This window comes from Kineococcus sp. NPDC059986, from assembly GCF_040702905.1.
GTDB lineage: Bacteria > Actinomycetota > Actinomycetes > Actinomycetales > Kineococcaceae > Kineococcus.
Window position 1 is genome coordinate 20,772 of sequence record NZ_JBFBND010000039.1, and the last position, 20,890, is coordinate 41,661.

The window sequence follows — 20,890 nt, forward strand, 5'->3', positions numbered from 1 at the left end:
GGCTGCTCCACGACGTCTCGAGGTGGAGTCGTCCCCTCCCAGGACCGAAGAAGGTGCCATGGACACGCACAGCAGCGCCGTCCCTCCCCTGCTCCCGCCCGGAGCCGCCGATCCCGCCACCGCAGTGGCCACCGCCGGCCAGGACGGTGACGACCTCGCACCCGACACCGGCCGCCGGTTCGACCGCGCGACGACGTTCCGGTTCGGTGCCGGGTTCCTCCTCTTCGGACTGCTCTGGATCGTCGGCCTCATGACGATCTCCTCGGTCCTGCTGCCGCAGCGGCTCAAGGACATCGGCGTCTCCTCCCCCGAAACCCTGCTGGGCACGATCAACGCCGTCACCGCCGTCGTCTCGCTCGTCTCGAACCTCGTGTTCGGGAACTTCTCCGACCGCACCCGCGGCCGCCTCGGTCGGCGCACCCCGTGGGTCGTCGGCGGTGGCCTGCTCGGGGGCGCCGCGATGCTGAGCATGGGGCTCGTCGACAGCGCCGGCCTCATCACGCTCCTCTACTGCGTGGCCATGGTCGGGCTGAACATGATGCTGGCCCCGGCCGTCGCCGTCCTGAGCGACCGCGTCCCGGGTCGCCTGCGCGGCACCATGTCCGCGTTCTACGGGACGGGCCTGTCCGTCGGCACCCCGCTCGGCACGCTCGTGGGCGCGGCCCTCATCACCAGCGGCCTCACGGGTTTCGTGCTCGGCGGTGCCCTCATGGCGGTGTCCGCGCTCGTGGCCGTCGTGCTGTGGCCCCGCGAACGTCCGGCGACCGACCTGCCGGCCGTGCCGACGACCCTCAAGGACGTCCTCGTCAGCTTCCGGCCGCCGCGCAGCGCACCGGACTTCTACAAGGCGTTCGTCGGCCGGTTGTTCATGCTCGTCAGCTACCAGATGATCTCGGCGTACCAGCTCTACATCGTCCAGGACCACCTCGGGCAGAGCACCGCGCGCTCGGCCGCGACGCTGGCCACGATGTCGGTCATCACCCTCGTCGTGTCCCTCCTCGGCTCGCTGGTGTCGGGACCGGTCTCGGACCTCATCGGCCGCCGGAAACTGCCCGTCGTGCTCTCCAGCGTCCTGTTCGCCGTCGGCATCGCCATGCCCTGGGTGTGGCCGAGCTCGGCGGGCATGTTCGCCTACGCGGCCATCGCCGGCCTCGGCTACGGGGTCTACACCTCGGTCGACCAGGCCCTCAACGTCGACGTCCTGCCGAACCAGTCCGACGCCGGCAAGGACCTGGGCATCCTCAACCTCTCGACCACCGCCGGGCAGACCGTGGGGCCGCTCATCACGTCCTCGCTCGTCGTTGCGACCGGCGGGTACGGCCTGGTGTTCCCCGTGGCCATCGTCATGGCGCTGCTCGGCGCCTTCGCCATCACCCGGATCCGCGCCGTCCGCTGACGACGACCCTCAGTCCTCCAGGAGGACGAGGTCCCAGGCGCCGACCGTGAGTTCCTGCCCGGCCGTCACGTCCCGGGCGCCCAGGACGTCCCGACCGGCGACCGGGGCGGGCAGCACGACGGGGGAACCCGAGTAGTTCAGCAGGTACGTCACGGCCCGGCCGCGGCCGTTCGTGCCGCGCCGCACGGCCACCGTCGGGGCAGCCAGCGCGAGGTCCTGCGGCCAGTCCCACACCCCGGCGTCGCGCAGCAGGTCCGCCAGGACGGCCCGCACCGTCACGAGGTCGGTCAGCGTCGCCAGGTACGTGGCCGTCCCGTCGCCGAAGGCGTTCCGGGTGAGTGCCGCGTAGCCGGACCACGCCGGGTGGTCGTACCGGGCCAGGACCTCGGTGCCCGCCGCGGGGGTCAGCAGTTCCAGCACGACCTCCGCCGCCCCGTCCGCCCCGCCCGCGAACCCGTCGCGGAAGGCGAGGCGCGCACCGTCGGGCGTCGAGAACTGGTTGTAGGTGACACCGAACACGTCGGTGAGACCGTGCGGCGCGCGGTCGTCCCAGACGGTGAGGTGCTCGTCGGCGACCGCGGTGCGGAACGTCGCGACGAGGTGGCCCCCGTCCTGCACGTACCGGCGCAGCGCGTCGACCGTCGACTGCGGCGCCGTGTAGAGGGCCGGCACGAGGAGGACCTCGTAGGCCCCCAGGTCCGGGGCGTCGAACGGGACGAAGTCGACCTCGACGTTCAGCTCGAACAACGCGTCGTAGACCCGGCGGAGCACGTCGTTGTACCCGGCGGACTCGCCGAACATGAACCCCGTCTCGAGCCGGAACAGCCGCAGGGCCGTCAGCGCCTCGTTGCTGACGAGGACCGCGACGCGGTTCTGCTTGCGCAGCCCCGTGATCGACGCCGCGTGCTCCTCGACCTCACCCCCGAAGACCCCGGCCTCCTCGTACGTCGGGCCGGGTTCCAGGTCGTGGCTCAGCACGCCCTTCCAGTACGTCTCGAAGGAGTTGTGGATCGAGTGCCAGTGCCAGTACATGACACCGCAGGCGCCGCTGGCGAGGTGGCTCCACGCCTGCAGGCGCAGCTGTCCCGGGTACGGCAGCCAGCCCAGCTGGCCCTGCGCCTGGGTCTCGGCGACGAGGTAGTTCGCACCCCCCTTGATCGAGCGCGCCATGTCGCCGCCGAAGGCGATCTCCTTGCCCGTCAGCCGCGACTGCGTGGGGTGGTAGATGTCGACGCCCGCGAGGTCGACGGTCCGGGCGGCACGGAAGTGGTCCACCGAGGGCTGCACGCCGTAGGACCAGCCCGGGGCCCAGTCGAAGTCGAAGTTCTGGGTGACGAACTGGTCGGGGCGGGCGTACTCGCGCACGATCCCCGCCTGCCACCCGAGGTACTCGGTGACGAGCCCGCGCCGGTAGGCGTCGAAGGCCGCCGCCAGCGACCCGTTGATCGTGCCGCGCACGTCGGGGAAGTCCTCCCACGCGTCGACGCGGTTGGACCAGTAGTCCAGGCCGTAGGCCCGGTTGAGCGCGTCGAGGTCGTCGCCGAACTGCTCGCGCAGGTGTCGCACGAACCCGCGCTGGACGGACCGCGAGGCCGCGCCGTAGTACTTCGTCTCGTTGTCGACCTGGAAGCCGATGACGTGCTGCCGACCCGCGGTCCGCTCGGCCAGGGCGCGGATGACGCGCTCGGAGTGCAGGCGGAAGGCCGGGGCCGTGATGTCCATGATCTGCCGCGCGCCGTACCGGGGGGTGTCGGTCGCGTCGGTGACGGCGAGGACCTCGGGGTACGTCGCCACGAGCCACGCCGGCACCGCGTACGTCGGGGTGCCGACGACGACCTGCAGGCCGAAGGCCTCGGCCGCGTCGAGGGCCCGGTCGACGTGGGTGAAGTCGAAGACGCCCGGCCGGGGTTCCAGGGTGCTCCACGTCGACTCCGCGATGCGGATGACGGTGAAGTGCGCGTCGCGCATCAGCGCCATGTCGGTCGCGGTGCGGTCGGTGGGCAGGTACTCGTCGTAGTACGCCGCCCCGAACAGGATCCGGTCCATCGGGCTCACCCCTCGTCGCGTGGTGCCCACCGCCGCGTCTCCGCGGCACCGAGCCGTCCGGGTCCCCGGACGAGGTCATCTTATCTACTCTTCCGTAGATAGGATGACCCCACAGACCGCCGGGCGGTCCCGGTCCAGGGCCGGAGGTCAGCGCGGGCCGGGGTCGGTGCCGACGACGATGGGCGCGCGGACCGCGTTGCCCCACTCGGTCCAGCTGCCGTCGTAGTTCCGGACGTCGGGCAGACCGAGCAGGTGGGTCAGCACGAACCAGGTGTGGCTCGACCGTTCCCCGATGCGGCAGTAGGAGATGGTGGGCTGCTGCGCGTTCAGGCCCGCGCCCTCGAGGTAGATCGCCTCGAGGGCGGCCCGGTCCTTGAAGGTCCCGTCCTCGTTCGCGGCCTTCGCCCAGGGGACGTTGGCGGCGCCGGCGATGTGACCGCCGCGCAGGGTGCCCTCCTGCGGGTAGTCGGGCATGTGGGTGCGCTCCCCGGAGTACTCCTGCGGCGACCGCACGTCGACGAGCCCACCCCGGTGCTCGCGGACGTCCGCCGCGAAGGCACGAACGGTGGTGTCGTCGCGTTCCACGACGGGGTGGTCGGTGCGCTCGGGTTCGGGGGCGTCCGTCGTCGTCCCGCGACCCTCGGCGATCCACTTCGCCCGGCCACCGTCGAGCAGGCGGACGTCCTCGTGACCGAACAACGTGAAGACCCACAGGGCGTAGGCCGCCCACCAGTTGTTCTTGTCACCGTAGAAGACGACCGTGTCGTCCCGGCGAATCCCCTTGCGGGACAGCAGCTCGGCGAACCCCTTTCCGTCCACGTAGTCCCGGGTCACGGGGTCGTTCAGCTCGGTGTGCCAGTCGACGGTCACCGACCCGGGGATGTGGCCGGTGCTCCACAGCAGGACGTCCTCGTCGCTCTCGACGACGACGATCCCCTCCCGGCCGAGGTTCTCGGCGAGCCAGTCGGTGCTGACGAGGCGGGACGGGTCGGCGTAGCCGGCGAACTTCGCGTCGGTCGTGTCGGCGGGGACGGCGGTGGACGTGGTGCTCACGGGGGCCTCCAGGGCAGGGCGGTGCCGCCCACGGCGGGACGGCGGGGTTCGGCTGGGCGTGCGGGAAGGGGTTCGGGGACTCAGCGCGCGCAGCGACAGCGCGACGACGCACACCGACCGAGGTCGACGTGCCGACGCCGGTGCAGCCGGGAGAACTGCTCGGTGGTGCGGTCCTGCGTCATTCCGTGCCCTCCATCGTCCCTGGCGGGAGCACCCGCACCCTGCAGGGCAGGGGGGTTGCTGCGGCGTCGTCGAGCCAGGTCTCTCAGCCGCTCTGGATGGTGTTCGGGATCACCGTGCCCGGAGGACACGCGTCGTGTCAACCGCCGAGAGACGTTCCCCGGGAACGGGACGGGGCTCCCCGGTGACGGTGGTCGTCACCGGGGAGCCCCGTCCCCACCTGCCCGACGGCGTCTCAGATCGAGACGGCGTTCTCCGCCCGCCGCACGACGAGCCCGGACGAGCTCGACGCCGGGTCGTCGAGGTCGAAGCTGCCGCGCGCGACGTCCACCTCGACGGTGTCCCCGTCCCGGACCTCCCCGGACAGGATCGCCCGGGCGAGGCGGTCGCCGATCTCGCGCTGCACGAGGCGGCGCAGCGGCCGGGCCCCGTAGGCGGGGTCGTAGCCGGAGATGGCGAGCCAGTCCTTCGCCGCGTCGCTCACGTCGAGGACCAGTCGGCGGTCGGCGAGGCGGTCGGCCATCTTCTGCACCTGCAGTTCGACGATGCGCGACAGTTCCTGCGTCGACAGCGGGTCGAACACCACCACGTCGTCGAGCCGGTTGAGGAACTCCGGCTTGAAGTTCGCCCGGACGGCCGACATGACGGCGTCGTGCTTGGTCGCCCGCGACAGGTCCGGGTCGACGAGGTACTGCGACCCGAGGTTCGAGGTCAGCACGAGGATGACGTTGCGGAAGTCCACGGTGCGGCCCTGACCGTCGGTGAGGCGACCGTCGTCGAGCACCTGCAGGAGGATGTCGAACACCTCCGGGTGCGCCTTCTCGACCTCGTCGAGCAGCACGACCGAGTACGGCCGCCGTCGGACGGCCTCGGTGAGCTGACCGCCCTCCTCGTACCCGACGTACCCCGGAGGCGCACCGACGAGCCGCGCGACGGCGTGCTTCTCGGAGTACTCGCTCATGTCGATGCGGACCATGGCGCGTTCGTCGTCGAAGAGGAAGTCGGCCAGGGCCTTGGCCAGTTCCGTCTTCCCGACCCCGGTCGGACCGAGGAACAGGAACGACCCGGTCGGCCGGTCGGGGTCGTTCACCCCGGCCCGCGAGCGCCGCACGGCGTCCGAGACGGCTTGCACCGCGGCGCTCTGGCCGATGAGGCGGGCACCGAGGAACTCCTCCATGCGCAGCAGCTTCTCGGTCTCGCCCTCCAGCAGCCGGCCGGCGGGGATCCCCGTCCAGCCCGCGATGACCTCGGCGATGTCGTCGGGTCCGACCTCGTCGGCGACCATGGGCGCGGACGCCGCCACGTCCTGCTCGGCGGCCTGCGCCTGCGCGAGTTCGGCCTCCAGCGCCGGGATCCGGCCGTAGAGGATCTCGCTGGCGGCACCCAGGTCGCCTTCGCGCTGGAGGCGTTCGGCCTGCGAGCGCAGTTCGTCGACCTGGTGCTTGAGGTCGCCGACGCGGTTCAGGCCGGCCTTCTCCTGCTCCCACCGGGCGGTGAGGGCGGTGAGCTGCTCCTGCTTGTCGGCGAGGTTCTGGCGCAGCGTCTCGAGCCGGTCGCGGCTGGCGGCGTCGTCCTCCTTGCCGAGGGCGAGCTCCTCCATCTTCATGCGGTCCACGGCGCGGCGGAGCTCGTCGATCTCGATGGGCGAGGAGTCGATCTCCATGCGCAGCCGGGACGCGGCCTCGTCGACGAGGTCGATCGCCTTGTCCGGCAGCTGACGTCCGGAGATGTAGCGGTCGGACAGGGTCGCGGCGGCCACGAGCGCGGCGTCGGAGATGGCGACCTTGTGGTGCGCCTCGTACCGTTCGCGCAGCCCGCGCAGGATGCCGATGGTGTCGGGCACCGAGGGTTCGCCGACGTAGACCTGCTGGAACCGGCGTTCGAGGGCCGGGTCCTTCTCGATGCGTTCGCGGTACTCGTCGAGCGTGGTCGCCCCGACGAGGCGGAGCTGACCGCGGGCGAGCATGGGCTTGAGCATGTTGCCCGCGTCCATGGCGCCTTCGCCGGCACCCGCGCCGACGACGGTGTGCAGTTCGTCGATGAAGGTGACGACCTGCCCGTCGGACCCCTGGATCTCGGCCAGGACGGCCTTGAGGCGTTCCTCGAACTCCCCGCGGTACTTCGCGCCCGCGACCATGCTGGCGAGGTCGAGGGAGATGAGCCGCTTGCCGCGCAACGACTCCGGCACGTCGCCGGCGACGATGCGCTGGGCCAGTCCTTCGACGACGGCGGTCTTGCCGACGCCGGGTTCCCCGATGAGGACGGGGTTGTTCTTGGTGCGGCGCGACAGGACCTGCACGACGCGGCGGATCTCGGCGTCGCGGCCGATGACCGGGTCGAGGCGGCCCTGACGGGCCTGTTCGGTGAGGTCGACGCCGTACTTCTCCAGCGACTTGTAGGTGCCCTCGGGGTCGGGCGAGGTGACCTTCGCACCGCCGCGGACGGAGGGCAGGGAGTCGAGCAGCGCGTCGCGGGTGGCACCCACGGCGCGCAGCGCCTCCCCGGCCGCCGACGTCGAGGCGGCGGCGCCGAGCATCAGGTGCTCGGTCGAGACGTAGGCGTCGTCCAGCGCTCGCGCCTCGTCGCCGGCGGCCTGCATGAGCTGCAGGGCAGGACGGGACAGCTGCGGCTGGCTGACGTTGCTGCCCGAGGCGCTCGGCAACGAGGCCAGGGCACCCTCGACGCGGCGGACGACGAGGGCCCGGTCGGCGCCGACGGCGGCGAGCAGGTGCCCGGCGACGCCGTTGTCCTGCCCCAGCAGGGCGGCGAGGACGTGCAGGGGTTCGACCTGGGCGTGACCGGCGGAGGTGGCGCGACCGACCGCATCGGCCAGCGCCTCCTGGGCGCGGGTGGTGAGCTTGAGGTCCACGGACTACCTCCAGACGGTGTGGACTGACGACACTGGTGACAACTCTGCCAGACTTGAGCTTGTTCCGCTCAACTCTGATCGGCGCGCCCCCCGGGGAGCACAGTGGGCCCGTGGAACCATCCCCTCGCCCGACCCGCCGCGCCCTGCTCGCCGGCGGGCTCGCCCTCGCCACCACGGGGTGCTCGGCGGGTTCGCCGACGAAGGCGCCCAGCACCCCGCCCGGTTCCTCGTCGTCCGCTGCATCGGCCGGCTCCACCCCGGCCTGGAGCTCGTTGCGCGTCTCCGGAGGCGTCAGCCTGCGGGGCCCCTCCGGTTACGACGACGGCTTCGACGCCTCCACACTCCTCTACAACCCACGCTTCTCCCCTGCGCCGCGAGCGGTCGCCCACTGCCGGTCGGCTGCCGACGTCGCGGCCTGCGTCCGCTTCGCCACCGACGGCGGGACCGGACTGCGACTGAGGGCCGGCGGGCACTCCTACGGCGGCTGGTCCGCCGGAGACGGGCTCGTGGCCGACCTGTCCGGGATGGCGGACGTCACCGTGGACCGGGACGCCCGGACGGCACGGATCGGGGCGGGCGCACGGCTCGTCGACGTCTACGCGACGCTCGGGTCGGCCGGGGTCGCGGTCGGCGCGGGCTCCTGCCCGACCGTCGGGCTCAGCGGCCTCACCCTCGGTGGCGGTGTGGGTGTGCTCGCCCGGTCCTTCGGCCTGACGTGCGACCAGGTCGAGACGGTGGACGTCGTCACCGCCGACGGCCGCGCCCGCACGGTCGGAACGGACAGCTCCGGCGACGACGCCGACCTGTTCTGGGCCCTGCGCGGCGGCGGGGGCGGCATCGCGGCCGTCACGTCGTGGACGCTGACCGTCCGGCCGGCCCCGCAGGTGGCGGTGTTCTACCTCCGCTGGCCGCTGTCGGCGGGCGCCGACGTCCTCGGCGCGTGGCAGCGCTGGCAGGCCGACGCCCCGCGCGAGCTGTGGTCGACGTGCAAGCTGCTGCGCAACCCCGTCGGCGGGGACCGCGTCCAGGTGTCCGGAGCCTGGACGGGGTCCGGGGACCCCGACCTGTCCGGGCTGCTGTCCGGGCTGCCGACCCCCGCCGCCCGGTCGGGACGACGGCTCGCCTACGCCCCCGCCATGGCCTACGAGGCGGGTTGCTCGGGGCTGGACGCCGCCGCGTGCACGGTGCGCGCCCTCGACGCCGAGCACCGGCAGCCGTTCGCGGCCACGAGCTCGATGCTGCCGCACGCGTTGCCGCAGGCCGGGCTGGACGCGGCCCTGGCTGCGGCGGAGGCGATCTCGCTCCCGCGCGGGGCCGTCGAGGCCGGGATGTCCTTCGACGCCCTGGGGGGTGCCGTCGCCGACGTGGCCCCGGACGCGACGGCGTTCCCGTGGCGCACGGCCCTGGCCACCGTCCAGCACACCGCCACCTGGACGGGCACGGCGGACGCGTCCGCGTTCGACGCCGTCGTCGCCGGCACCCGCGAGGCGTTGCGGGCGTGGACCGGCGGGTCGGCGTACGTGAACTACGCCGACCCCGGCCTGCCGGACCGTGCCGAGGCCTGCTGGGGTCCGAACCGGGCTCGCCTGCAGCAGGTCGCGGCCGCCGCCGACCCCGACGGCCTCTTCGCCTTCCCCGGCGGGATCAGGACGTGAGGCTCACTCCCCCTGGCAGCCAGGGCCGTTGACGTCCGCGTACTGCGAGGCGTCGTCGACGACGGCCTGGGACACGCTGGGCGCTCCGCCGGCGACGACGAGCAGGCACGGGTGCAGGCGCTGCAGCTCGGCCCGCGTCGCGTCCGGAAGGCGGTCGCGCTCGGTGAGCAGGACCGGCCCCGCTCCCGTCGTGGCCGGGCCCAGCGCGAGGGCGTCGGGCAGCGACGTCCCGGAGGCCAGGAAGACGACGAGGGTGTTGCCGTTGTCCCACCCGGTCTGGCGCGAGATCTCCGCGGCCGTGGCGTAGCGGTCGCTGCCGGACCAGCGCAGCACCGAGGCCGACGACTGGCCCTGCAGGGAGGAGGCCGCGGTCGTCAGGCCGTGCGTCAGCAGCGGCGAGGCGACGCGGGTCCCGCGGCTGAGGTGGGGCGCGTCGGCCGCGGAGGCCGACCCGGCGCCGACGACGGCCACGGTGGCGAGCCCGACGGCCGCGAGGGTGGCGAGGGTTCTGGTGCGCACGGGATCTCCAAGGGGTGCGGGGCCGGGCGGGTGCGCCGCGGCGGTGGCTGCAGACCGAGGCTCACCGAGCGCGCACCCGTCCCGGGCCGTTCCCGGTGCCACGCAGGGCCGATCGGGCGAGTGCTCCACCCAGCTCCCCCACAGCACTCCGCAGGGTCACACCGGGGGGACGGACGGTGACGACACGGACACCGCTCACCCGCGGCGGTGCCCCCCGAAAGGGGCGAGCCGGAGCACACCGAACGACTTCCCCGCACGGGGTCGCAGGTTTACGTTCATCTCGCCCGAAGGCGTCGAGGCGGTCCCCGCTCGACGGGGTCCCGACGTCCGGAAGTGGTTGACGGCGATGTGCACGCAGATGAGCGAGGCGACGTCCACCACCCTCGTCCCCACCCGGCTCGGCCGGCTGGCCGTCCGCACCGTCGGCGACGGTCCCGTGGCGGTCCTGTGGCACAGCATGTTCGTCGACTCCCGCAGCTTCGAGCGCGTCACCGCCGACCTCGGCCGGGCCCGCCGGCTCGTGCTCGTCGACGGACCCGGCTGGGGGGCCAGCGACCCCCTGGACCAGCGGACGTCGATGGCGCAGTGCGCCCTGGCCGCCGAGGACCTCCTCGACGGTCTCGCCGACCTGGGGGTCGTCGACGCCGGGCCCGTCGACTGGGTCGGCAACGCGTGGGGCGGGCACGTCGGGTACCGCATCGCGGGGACGCGGCCCGAGCGGCTGCGCACCCTCGTGGCCGCGAGCGCCCCGACCACCCCCCTGCCCGAGAACCGCCGGCGCAACCTGTCGGCGCTCAGCCACGTCGTCGCGCGCACGGGTCCGCGGGGTCCGTTGCGCGCCGCCGTCGCGTCGGCGCAGCTGACCGACGCGACGCGTGCCGGGGACCCGGGAGCGGTCGGCGTCCTCAACGCCTGCCTCGACGACGCGCGACCCCGCAGCGTCGCGCAGACGCTGCGCTCCTTCGTCGTCGGCCGGACCGACCTCGGCGGCGAACTGCGCCGCTCCCCCGTCCCCGTCCTCCTGCTCGCCGGCGACGATCGCGGGGACCTCACCCCGGAGCAGGCCCGCGAGAGCGCGGCCGGGTGCGCCGACGCGCGGGTCGTCGTCGTGCGCGGAGCCCGCACACTGCTCCCGCTGGAACGTCCCGCGGAGTTCACGGCGGCCGTGCTGGACTTCTGGGATCGGCACCCGCCCCGTCCCCGCTGAGCGGACCGCGCGACGGCGGCGAGACTGGGCCCGTGAGCCTGGGCAGCGGACCGCGCGAACTCGTCGTCCTCGGCACCGCCGGTGCCGTGCCCACCCGGGAGCGCAACCACAACGGGTACGTCCTGCGCTGGGACGGCACCTCGGTCCTCTTCGACCCCGGTGAGGGGATCCAGCGGCAGATGCTGCACGCGGGCGTCTCCTCCCCGCGCATCGAGCGGATCTGCGTCACCCACCGGCACAACGACCACTGCCTCGGGGTGCCCGGAGTGCTGAACCGGATGGCCCAGGACCGGCCCGGGCGCCCCGTCACGGTCCACGGTCCCGAGGACGCGTTCGAGCACCTGCGCGCCCTCGCGGTCGTCGCGCAGGCGAACGTGCGGGTGACGGTCCAGGGCCACCCGGCGCTCGACGAGGAGGTCCCGATCGCCGACGTGGCCGGGTCGGCCCTCACCGCGCGAGCGCTCGACCACCGCGTCCCGGCCCTGGGGTACCGCCTCACCGAACCCGGGCACGTGACGTTCTCCCGCGACGCCCTGGCCGCCGCCGGCATCAGCGGACCCGACGTCGGGCGGTTGCAGCGCGAGGGCGAGCTGCGCGGGGTGCGGTTGGAGGACGTCAGCACGCACCGTCCCGGTCAGGTGGTCGCGTTCGTCATGGACACCCGCCTGTGCCCGGCCGTCGGCGCCGTCGTGCGCGACGCCGACCTCGCCGTCCTGGAGTGCACGTTCGCCGAACGCGACGCCCACCTCGCGACCGCCCGGGGGCACCTCACGGCCCGGCAGGCCGGGGACGTGGCGGCCCGGGCCGGGGTGCGGACCCTCGTCCTGACGCACGTCTCGGCCCGCTACGACGCCGCCGAGCTCGGGGCCGAGGCGCGAACGGCCGTCGCCGCGGCGGGCGGGACCACGACCGTCCACGTGGCGCAGGACCTCGACGTCGTCGCCGTGCCGCCGCGGGTGGGCCGGGGGTAGCGTCGCGGGGTGAGCCGACCCCCGTTCGACCCCGACGACCCGCCGGTCCCCGAGCTGGAGGTGGACGAGGACGTGCCGCCGCGACCGGAGGAGGACGCCGCGGACGCGGGGAGGGACGAGACCGCGGACGCGCCCCACAGCGGCTGATCGACGGCCCGCGTCAGCTCCGTCCGCACGGCACCGATGGACCCGGGAGGGGCGAGCGCCCCGCCGGTAGGCGCGGGGAGGTGCGGGAGCGGTGATCGACCCGGTCAGCGCTGCCCTGTGCGCGGCCTTCGTCGTCGCCGCCGTCCTCAACCTCGCGACCGCCGTCGCCGCCTGGCGGCACCGGGCCACGACCCCGGCGGCCGGAGCGCTCGCCGGGGCCGCGGCCAGCCTGACGCTCTGGTCGGCCGTCGGAGCCCCGCTGAGCTTCCCGGTGCCGCGGGTCGTGCACGACGGCCTCGTCTACGTCTCGTTCGTGGGGATCCTCGGGGCGGTCGTCGGGCTGTACCTGCTGGCGCGCTTCGCCTGCGACCCGCACTTCCGCCCCCGGCGCCGGCACACCGCGTTCCTCGCGGGGGTGCCCGTCGCGCTGCTCATCGCCGTCGCCACGGACCCGTGGCACCACCTGGTGTTCAGCCGGATCGCCCCGCTGGACCGGCCGCCGTGGTTCCACGACGAGTTCGGTCCCGTCTTCTGGGTGCACACGGCCTGGTGCTACCTCGTGCTCGGCCTGGCGTTCCGCCGGCTGGTGGTGGCGTGGTGGCACGGGTCGTCCCTGCTGCGGCGGCAACTGGGGACCCTGCTGATCTCCGGGCTCGTCCCGTTCGTCGGGAACGTCGTCGTGCTCCTCGGGTCGACCGCCCTGTCCGGCCGCGACCTCACCCCGCTCCTGTTCACCGTCACCGCGCTCCTGGACGCGCGGGCGATCCTGTCGACCGGGCTGCTGCGGGTCGTCCCCATCGCGCGGGAACGCGTGCTGGAGACGGTGCAGGACGCGATCGTCGTCGTCGACGCCGGGGGGTCGGTCGTCGACCTCAACGCCTCCGGTCGCCGGTACCTGCGCACCCGGCGACCGGACCTGCCCGACGACCCCGTCGGCCTCCCGGCCCGGATGTTCCTCACGGCCCGGGCCCTCGGCGACCTGCCCCCGGAGGGGCTCAGCTACACCATCGGGTACGCCGGCGGGCTGCACCTCGACGTCCGCATCAGCCCGCTCCTGGACCGCCGCGGCCGCGTGCTCGGCCGGGTCGTCGTCGGCCGGGACATCACCGAGCTCGTCCAGGCCCGCGAACGGCTCGAGGAGCAGGTCGTCGTCGCCGAGCGGTTGCGCGCCCAGCTCGCCGAGGAGGCCGTGCGCGATCCCCTGACCGGACTGCACAACCGCCGGCACTTCGACCCCGCCGCGGCGGCCCTCGTCGCCGGCGCGCACCGGGCCCCCGTCGGGCTGCTCGTGCTGGACGTCGACCACTTCAAGCGGGTCAACGACACCCACGGCCACGCCGCCGGGGACCGCGTGCTCGTGGAGGTCGCCGCGCTGCTCGCCGCCGCGGCGCGTCCCGGCGACCTGGTGGCCCGCACCGGCGGGGAGGAGTTCGTCCTCGTCCTGCCGGGTGCGGACGGGCGCGTCCTGGCCCGCCGGGCCGAACAGCTGCGCGCCGGGTGCGCCCGGCTGCGGGTCCGGGTCGACAGCGGTGGTGGCGTCCCGGCGACGGTCCGCCCCACCGTGTCCATCGGCACCGCCGTCGCGCCCCACGACGGCACCGACGCCCCCGGTCTGCTCGCCGCGGCCGACCGGGCGCTGTACGCCGCCAAGGCCGCGGGGAGGGACCGGGTCGTCGCGGCGGGCGGAGTCCCATCGCCCGGAGGTAGCCCCTGCCACCACCGGCCGACGAGCTGAGCCCGGCCACGTTCACACCGTGCGGCGCAGTCGCCACCACCGGCGCGCGACCGGTGGGAGGAAGCAGACCAGCCACCCCGCGCTCCCGGCGACCACAGCCGTGAGGCCCCCCTGTCTCGTCGCCGCCGACTCCGGCCAGACGTGGTCGAACCACACCGTGAGCGCTGCGCACACCAGCCACCACGCGGCCGCGACCCCCGGCGCGAGGACGAGGAACCGCGCCAGACGCCAGGACCACCCCGCCGCGTAGTCGACCGCGAGGTCGCGCAGCTCGCCGTCCACCGGCAGCTCCCCGCGCACGACGTGCTCGTGGACGGTCCGCTGGGTCGCCGCGTCCGGTGGCCGGGAGAAGCGCGCCGCGTAGGGGGTCTCCGGGTCGGCGTGGTGGAAGGAGGCGACGACGTTGACGAGCATCGAGGCAGCGGCGAGCGCGAGGGTGCCCGTGTCCCCCGTGACGACGAGGAACGAGCCGCCGACGACCACCAGCACGAGCAGCCAGTGCAGCCCGTCCCGCCAGGTGGGGCGGTGCCAGCGGCGCCGCGGGACCGCCCACCGCCCGGTGTCTCCCGGAGCAGTCACCGCGACATCGTGGCGGACCCGGCGCTGTCCGGCACGCCGTCCGGACGGCCCCGGAACGGCGGTGGCGGCAGCGTTCCCGCGACGACGTCGTCCCGTGGACCGGCCCCGGTGCTCCTCGTGGCCGTGGAACCATCATCGGGTGCACGCCGACGACGATCCCGAGGTCGAGTGGCAGCGGGACGCGATGGCGGTCTCCGCCCTGCGGGCCTGGTTGCTCGCGGAGGAGGCCCATCCCCGCGGCGGGGTGCCGGACGAGGTCCTCCTGCACCTGCAGCACCACGTGGAGGAACTGCTCGGGCCGCACGCCCTCTTCGCAGCGGGGGAACACGTGCAGGCTCGGGTCGAGGCCGGGGAGGACCTGACGGTCCTGGCCCGGGACCGCGACGCCCTCGACGACCTCCTGACCTTCGTCACGGGGAAGCGCCGCCCCGGCTTCGAACTGCAGTGGCAGGCTGACCCCGGCCCGGGCGGCCGTCCGAGGTCACTCCTCGTCATGGCCGAGCACTGCGTGGGCGACCCCCTCTGGGAACGTCCGGTGGGCAACGGTGAGCCGGTGCCGATGACCGGGCTCGGTGTCCCGGAGGACCTCGTGCGGGACCTGCGCCGCTGGAACGAGGAGTTCGAGCACCTGTCCTCGTCCGACTCCACCTGGCCGAGCCCGGACGCCGAGGCCGAATGGGCCGAACGGGGCCTGCGGTTGGCCCAGGCCCTCCAACGGGAACTGCCGGACGTCGACGTGCGGTACTTCCACGCCGACGACGACCGCCCCCTGCGCAGCCTCTGAAACCCCGGCTCAGCGCAGCCGTTCGCCCCCTTCGGGTTCGAACAGGTACACCCGCGCCGGCGGTGCGGTGAGACGGAGGGCCTCACCGCGGCGGTAGGTCACGTCGGCGGGGGTCTGGACGACGACGGAGGAGTCGAGGCCCTCGACGCGCACGGTGGCGAGGCCGAACTCCAGGACGTTCTCGTAGACGAGCACCTCCCCCGGCACCGACGGCTCCCCGGCACCGGCGATGCGCGCGTCCTGCGGGCGCACCCCGACGGTGACGGCAGCGCCCGCGGCCGCCGCGGAACTCGTGGGCAGCACCCCGTCCCGCCCGACGCGCACGGTCCCGGGACGGTCGACGACCCCCTCGACGAGGTTGATCTTCGGTTCCCCGACGAAGTCCGCGACGAAGCGGTTGGCCGGGTCGTCGAAGATCTCGTCGGCCGTCCCGAACTGCTGGATGGTCCCGCCGTCCATGACGGCCAGGCGGTCGGCGAGGCTCAGGGCCTCGAGCTGGTCGTGGGTCACGACGATCGTCGTGTACCCGAACTCGCGCTGCAGCACCTTGAGCTCGCGCCGCACCCGCTGCCGCTGGGCGGCGTCGAGGTGGGACAGCGGTTCGTCGAGCAGCAGCACGGGCGGGTTCCGCACGAGGGCGCGCGCGAGGGCGACACGCTGCTTCTGACCGCTCGACAACCCCGCCGGACGCAGGGGCAGCAGGTCGGTCATCTCGAGCCGTTCGGCGATGGCGCGCACGCGGGCGTCGGCGTCCTTCACCCCGCGGGCCTTCAACCCGTAGGACAGGTTCCCCTCGACGTCCAGCGGCGGGTACAGGGCGTAGCTCTCGAAGCCCACCCCGACGTCGCGCTTGCCCGGCGGCAGGTGCGGGATGGAGCGGTCCCCGATCCGGATGTCCCCCGACGTCACCGACTCCAGCCCGGCGATCATCCGCAGGGTCGTCGTCTTCCCGCACCCCGAGGGTCCGAGGAGGGCGACGAGTTCGCCCGGTTCGATGTTCAGGTCGATGCCCTTGACGGCGTGGAACGCCTCGCGGCCGCGGCTCTCGTACCGCTTGTGCAGGTTCTCCAGCACCAGGGCCTTCGCCGTGGGCTGCATGACGGTCGCGGCGCTCACCGGGACACCCTCTCCTGCGTGGCGGACCCCAGCCGGACGGAGTCCGCGGAGGACTCGGCCGGGGCGAAGACGTGCACGTCCTCCAGGGACAGGTGCAGGTCGACGACGTCGCCCTCCTTCGCCCCCGCGTCGGAGTCGGCGACCACGATGACGTGCTCGCTGCGCCCCTCGGGGCCGACGTCGACGCTGAACTCCATGAGCCGGCCCAGGCGTTCGGCCAGCGACACCCGACCGCGCAGCGACAGCGCCCCCGGCCCGCCGGGGCCGAGCTGCAGGTCGCGGGGCCGGATCCCGATGCGGGCCTGGCCGCCGGGCAGGTCCAGGTGCCGGGGCAGCGGCACCGAAAGGTCACCGCCGGCGCCCTGCAGGACGCCGTCGCCGGCGGAGACGTCGAACAGGTTGATCTCCGGCTGCCCCAGCGCCTTCGCGACGAACGTGTCCACCGGCCGGCGCCAGATCTCCTCCGGCGTCCCGACCTGCACGACCCGGCCGCCCCGCAGGACCGCGATGCGGTTCCCCAGGGCCAGGGCCTCCTGGTAGTCGTGGGTGAGGTAGAGGGAGGTCGTGTTCGACATGTCCCCCAACTGCTTCAGCTCCGCGCGCATCTGCGCCCGCAGCTTGGCGTCGAGGTGGGACAGGGGTTCGTCGAGGAGGTAGACGTCCGCGGGCCGCACGAGGACGCGGCCGAGGGCGACGCGCTGGCGCTGCCCGTTGGACAACTCGCGCGGGAACCGCTTCAGCAGGTGGTTGATCCCCAGCGTCGTGGTGACGGCCTCGATCCGCTGCCGCTGCTGCTCGGCGCTGTACCGGCCCGTGCGGCCCGACCGCAGGGGCGAGGCGAGGTTGTCGAAGACCGTCTTCTGCGGGTAGAGCGCGTAGCTCTCGAACGCCATCGCGACGTTGCGGTGGTACGGCTCGACACCGTCCATCGAGACGCCGGCGATCTCGACGTCACCCTCCTCGACCTCCACGAGACCCGCGACGCTCTTGAGCATCGTCGTCTTCCCCGCACCCGAGGGCCCGAGGACGACGAAGAACTCCCCGTCGCCGATGGACAGGTCGACGTCCTGCAGCGCCTGCACGGCGGACTTGCCCGTGCCGTAGGTCTTCGACAGGTTCGCGATGCGCACCGTGGCCATCAGGCCTTCACCGCCCCGAACGACAGGCCCCGCACCAGGTACCGCTGGATGGTCAGTGCGAGGACGAGTGGCGGCAGCGCTCCGAGGATGGCCGCGGCTGCCGTGAGGTTGTAGTACGCCTGCCCGCCACCACCGAGGTACTTCGTCACCGCGACGGTGACGGTCGTGGCCTGGGAGTCGGTGAGGATGAGCGGGAAGAGGTAGTTGTTCCACGCGAAGATGAACGCGAGCAGGGCCGCCGCCGCGATCCCGGGCCGCACGAGGGGCAGTGCGACGGTGAGGAACGCCCGGGTGCGGGTGTACCCGTCGAGCAGCGCGGCCTGCTCGAGCTCCGGCGCCAGGTCCGTGAAGTACGACCGCAGGATCCACACCACCAGCGGCATCGTCACCAGCTGCAGCACCCAGACCATCCCGAGCTTGGTGTCGAAGATGCCCAGGGTGTTGTAGATGACGAAGAGCGGGACGATGACCATGAGCTCCGGGGCGAACCGGAAGGACAGCATCTGGAACATGAGGTCCTCGGACCCCCGGAACTTCCAGCGTCCCGCCGCGTACGCCGCCGGGATCCCGACGACGAGGGACACGACGACGGCGCCGGCGCAGTTCAGCACGCTCGTGAGCATGGCGTGGCCGAAGTCGACGCTCGTGAGGTCCTCACCGCGCTGGGACAGGACCGTCCCGAAGTTGGCGAGGGTGGGCGAGAACTCGAAGTAGGTCGACGTCTGCTGCGCGTCGTTCTTGAGCGCCAGCAGCACCATCCACACGAGGGGGAAGAGGGAGAACACGAACCAGGCGAGGATCGCGAGGTCGGCGACGACCGATCCCGGCGTGACCCGCTTCTGGCCGGGGGTGAGCTCCCGGGCGAACCGCGACGTGATCGCCATGTCAGGCCCCCGCTCCCGCAGCACGACGCTGCGCCTTGCCGAGCACGCTCACGAGGTAGCGCGCGGTGATGAAGACGATGATCCACAGCAGGAACATGTAGGTGCTGCCGCGGGAGTAGTTGAGGTTGGTGATCGAGTCCTCGAAGGCCCCGATCTGCAGCGTCGTGGTCGCGACGCCGGGGCCGCCGGCGGTGAGGACGTAGACCGCGTCGAAGACCTTGAGGCAGTCCATGAACCGGAAGATGACGGCGACGAGGATGTACGGCCACATCATCGGCAGCATGAGCCGACGGAACATGTAGAACCAGTTCGCGCCGTCCACGTCGGACGCCTCGAACGGTTCCTTGGGCAGGGACCGGATGCCGGCCAGGACGAGGATCGCGACGAACGGCGTGTAGATCCACACGTCGACGAGGATCGTCGAGGCCAGCGCCCGGTCCTTGCTCAGCCAGTCGAACGTCGACCCCAGGCCGAGGACGTGGTTGAGGACGCCGAACTGCGGGTTGAACATGAGCTTCCAGATCACCCCGGCGATGACCGGGGCGATCATGAGCGGGAGGATGAGGAGCCGCTCGAAGGTCTTGCCGATGAGCGTCGACCGGTTCAGCAGCAGCGCGATGGCCACCCCGAGCACGGTCTCCAGGCCCGTCGCCGCGACGGCGTACAGCAACGTCGTCCCGGCGCTGCGCCAGAACAGCGGGTCCCCGAGGACGCTGCGGTAGTTGTCCAGACCGACGAACGTCGGCGCCGGGTTGGTCGCCGCGTAGTTGAGCACCGTGTAGTACACGCCGTAGAAGAACGCGTACAGGATGCCGATGATGAGCAGCACGGCGGGCACCGACAACAGGTACGGACGCAGTCCGCGTCGCCAGGCGGGCACCCGGCGCACCGGCCCCCTCCCCCGCGAGGTCTCCTGCGAGGGTGTCCGGCCTCCGACGGTGGTCGCCACGACTCCTCCTCCTCTGCCCCGACCCCGTGGGTCAGGCGTTGATCTTGGTCGTGTTGGCCTTGGCGAGCTCGTCCAGTCGCGACTTGGCGTCCGCGCCGGAGTAGATGTCCTGCAGCGCCACGGCCCAGTCCTCGGTGGTCTCGAAGAACTTGGTCTGCGGCGTGAACTGGATCTTCGTCGAGTCGATGACCTTCTCGAACGTCTCCAGGTACCCGGGGAAGTCGCCGAGGGTCTGCTTGAACGACCCGTCGAAGACGGAGGCGCGGACCGGGTCGGCGAACGTCGACGCGGTGGCCTTGTTCATGGCCTCCTTGCCCGTCGCCCACTGGATGAACAGCCAGGCGGCCTGCTTCTTCTTCGACGCCGCGTTCATGGCCAGCGACCACGTCCACAGGTTGGTGGCGTAGCTGCCGTCCGGGCCGGCGGGGCCGGGGTACCAGGCGAGGTTCCCGGCCTGGGCGCTGGCGCCGGCCTTCTGCTTGGGGTACGTCGCGCTGTCGGCGTCGTAGACCATCATCGCGTTGCCGTTGCCCAAGTCCCCGGTGCACTGCGGGTAGTCGTACGTGGTCCACGACGTCGGGCCGGCGGACTTGGCGAGGTCGACCCACTTCTTGGTGAAGTCGACGGCCTTGTCGGAGTTCATGGCCGCGGTGTAGGTCTTGCCGTCGGCCGTGTAGTCCTTGGCACCCTCACGGGTGAACTGGGTCATGAAGCCCGGGTGGATCGTCGCCCAGGACTTCGACCCGCGGAACGCGACGCCGTAGCGGTTCTGCGACCGGTCGGTGAGGTCGTTGGCCAACTGGATGAAGTCGTCGAAGGTGTCCGGCAACGCGATGCCGCGGGCGTCGAACTCCTTCTTGTTGTAGGCGACGACGTTGGTCTCGAAGCCCCACGGGATCGCCCACTGACCACCGGTGCCGAGTTCGGAGCCCTTCTCGAAGTCCCAGCGCGTCGAGGTGCGCAGGCCTTCGTAGATGTCCTCGAAGTCGTACTCGTCGCTCGTGGCCGCCGAGTTCTCGATCCAGGGCTTGAGGTCCTCCATCCAGCCGGGAGGGCCGTACTGCCAGATGAAGTAGGCGCCGGTCATGAAGACGTCGTGGGCGCCGGTCTTGCCGGCGAGTTCGGTGTTGAGCTTGGTGAAGTAGTCGGCCTCGGCGACGAGGTCGGCCTGCACCTCGATGCCCGTCAGCTCCGTGAACTCCTTCAGCAGCGGCTGGAAGGCCTGCTGGTAGGGGTGCGGCGTCTGGAGGATCTTGATGCTCTGACCCTTGAGGGCCTTCCAGTCGAAGGACCCGGTGACCTCACCGGCACCGTTCGCGCTCCCGGCGTCGTTGCCGCCACCGCCGGTGCCGACCCCGCAGCCGTAGAGCATGGGCACGGTGGCCGCGCCGCCCATCGCGGCGAGCATCGAGCGCCGGGTGACCTTCTTCTTCGGGACGTGCAGTCCGCTCTCGGACCGGGTGAACTCGTTCATCGCTGACGCTCCATCGCGTGAGGAGGGAAGGGGGTGCCGTCCCCACGACCTCCGGTCGTGGGGTGCAGGGTCGGGACGGTCAGGGGATGAGGGAGACCTTCACGGAGTTCGCCGAATCGGCGACGAGGTCCAGACCCTTCTGGAACTCCGACAACGGCAACTGGTGCGAACAGATCTCGTCCAACGG

General features: G+C 72.6%; 17 protein-coding genes and 1 riboswitch. Of the genes, 7 read left to right on the forward strand and 10 right to left on the reverse strand.

Features of this window, described 5'->3' with window-relative positions:
* Positions 1-58 precede the first annotated feature (58 nt).
* Entirely contained in the window at positions 59-1,396 is a 1,338-nt protein-coding gene (locus AB0637_RS21245; RefSeq protein WP_366174685.1) for an MFS transporter, read from the forward strand.
* 9 nt (positions 1,397-1,405) lie between these two features.
* On the opposite strand, the gene AB0637_RS21250 is transcribed toward AB0637_RS21245, so the two are convergent.
* The 3 genes from AB0637_RS21250 to clpB form a co-directional block, all read right to left on the reverse strand.
* Positions 1,406-3,442 (reverse strand): beta-galactosidase, encoded by a 2,037-nt coding sequence (locus AB0637_RS21250; protein ID WP_366174686.1) that lies wholly within the window; start codon positions 3,440-3,442, stop codon positions 1,406-1,408.
* 147 nt (positions 3,443-3,589) lie between these two features.
* The gene (locus tag AB0637_RS21255; protein WP_366174687.1) at positions 3,590-4,495 is read right to left on the reverse strand and encodes a sulfurtransferase; all 906 of its coding nucleotides are present in this window, start codon (positions 4,493-4,495) and stop codon (positions 3,590-3,592) included.
* Between the two features lie 189 nt (positions 4,496-4,684).
* A riboswitch (SAM riboswitch) is annotated at positions 4,685-4,780 on the reverse strand.
* Positions 4,781-4,910: 130 nt separating this feature from the next.
* Positions 4,911-7,544, reverse strand: coding sequence for an ATP-dependent chaperone ClpB (clpB, locus tag AB0637_RS21260; protein WP_366174688.1), 2,634 nt, complete (start codon positions 7,542-7,544; stop codon positions 4,911-4,913).
* A gap of 110 nt (positions 7,545-7,654) precedes the next feature.
* Here clpB and AB0637_RS21265 point away from each other — a divergent pair, with 110 nt between their 5' ends.
* Positions 7,655-9,199, forward strand: a complete 1,545-nt coding sequence (locus AB0637_RS21265; RefSeq protein WP_366174689.1) for an FAD-binding oxidoreductase — start codon at positions 7,655-7,657, stop codon at positions 9,197-9,199.
* Positions 9,200-9,202: 3 nt separating this feature from the next.
* Here AB0637_RS21265 and AB0637_RS21270 read toward each other — a convergent pair whose 3' ends face one another.
* Complete coding sequence (locus AB0637_RS21270) at positions 9,203-9,718, reverse strand: cell wall-binding repeat-containing protein (RefSeq protein ID WP_366174690.1); 516 nt, start codon at positions 9,716-9,718, stop codon at positions 9,203-9,205.
* Between the two features lie 358 nt (positions 9,719-10,076).
* On the opposite strand from AB0637_RS21270, the gene AB0637_RS21275 reads away from it, so the two are divergent.
* From AB0637_RS21275 to AB0637_RS21290, 4 genes are all read left to right on the forward strand, one after another.
* The gene (locus AB0637_RS21275; protein WP_366174691.1) at positions 10,077-10,925 is read left to right on the forward strand and encodes an alpha/beta hydrolase; all 849 of its coding nucleotides are present in this window, start codon (positions 10,077-10,079) and stop codon (positions 10,923-10,925) included.
* Between the two features lie 32 nt (positions 10,926-10,957).
* Positions 10,958-11,896: an MBL fold metallo-hydrolase gene (locus AB0637_RS21280; RefSeq protein ID WP_366174692.1), complete on the forward strand. Its 939-nt coding sequence runs from the start codon at positions 10,958-10,960 to the stop codon at positions 11,894-11,896.
* Between the two features lie 9 nt (positions 11,897-11,905).
* A complete protein-coding gene (locus tag AB0637_RS21285) occupies positions 11,906-12,043 on the forward strand; it encodes a hypothetical protein (RefSeq protein WP_366174693.1) in 138 nt (45 codons plus the stop codon).
* A gap of 91 nt (positions 12,044-12,134) precedes the next feature.
* Positions 12,135-13,778: a diguanylate cyclase gene (locus AB0637_RS21290; RefSeq protein WP_366174694.1), complete on the forward strand. Its 1,644-nt coding sequence runs from the start codon at positions 12,135-12,137 to the stop codon at positions 13,776-13,778.
* Between the two features lie 12 nt (positions 13,779-13,790).
* Here AB0637_RS21290 and AB0637_RS21295 read toward each other — a convergent pair whose 3' ends face one another.
* The gene (locus AB0637_RS21295) at positions 13,791-14,357 is read right to left on the reverse strand and encodes a hypothetical protein (protein WP_366174695.1); all 567 of its coding nucleotides are present in this window, start codon (positions 14,355-14,357) and stop codon (positions 13,791-13,793) included.
* A 139-nt stretch (positions 14,358-14,496) separates the two neighbouring features.
* On the opposite strand from AB0637_RS21295, the gene AB0637_RS21300 reads away from it, so the two are divergent.
* A complete protein-coding gene (locus tag AB0637_RS21300) occupies positions 14,497-15,141 on the forward strand; it encodes a hypothetical protein (protein WP_366174696.1) in 645 nt (214 codons plus the stop codon).
* 9 nt (positions 15,142-15,150) lie between these two features.
* Here AB0637_RS21300 and AB0637_RS21305 read toward each other — a convergent pair whose 3' ends face one another.
* From AB0637_RS21305 to AB0637_RS21325, 5 genes are all read right to left on the reverse strand, one after another.
* A complete protein-coding gene (locus AB0637_RS21305; RefSeq protein ID WP_366174699.1) occupies positions 15,151-16,239 on the reverse strand; it encodes an ABC transporter ATP-binding protein in 1,089 nt (362 codons plus the stop codon).
* A 14-nt stretch (positions 16,240-16,253) separates the two neighbouring features.
* A complete protein-coding gene (locus AB0637_RS21310; RefSeq protein WP_366174697.1) occupies positions 16,254-17,396 on the reverse strand; it encodes an ABC transporter ATP-binding protein in 1,143 nt (380 codons plus the stop codon).
* On the reverse strand, positions 17,396-18,280 hold the full coding sequence (locus tag AB0637_RS21315) for a carbohydrate ABC transporter permease (RefSeq protein ID WP_366174698.1): 885 nt from the start codon (positions 18,278-18,280) through the stop codon (positions 17,396-17,398). The genes AB0637_RS21310 and AB0637_RS21315 overlap by 1 nt, the downstream gene beginning before the upstream one ends.
* Before the next feature lies 1 nt (position 18,281).
* Entirely contained in the window at positions 18,282-19,169 is an 888-nt protein-coding gene (locus AB0637_RS21320; protein WP_366174700.1) for a sugar ABC transporter permease, read from the reverse strand.
* A 91-nt stretch (positions 19,170-19,260) separates the two neighbouring features.
* A complete protein-coding gene (locus AB0637_RS21325; protein WP_366174701.1) occupies positions 19,261-20,637 on the reverse strand; it encodes an extracellular solute-binding protein in 1,377 nt (458 codons plus the stop codon).
* Positions 20,638-20,890 lie beyond the last annotated feature (253 nt).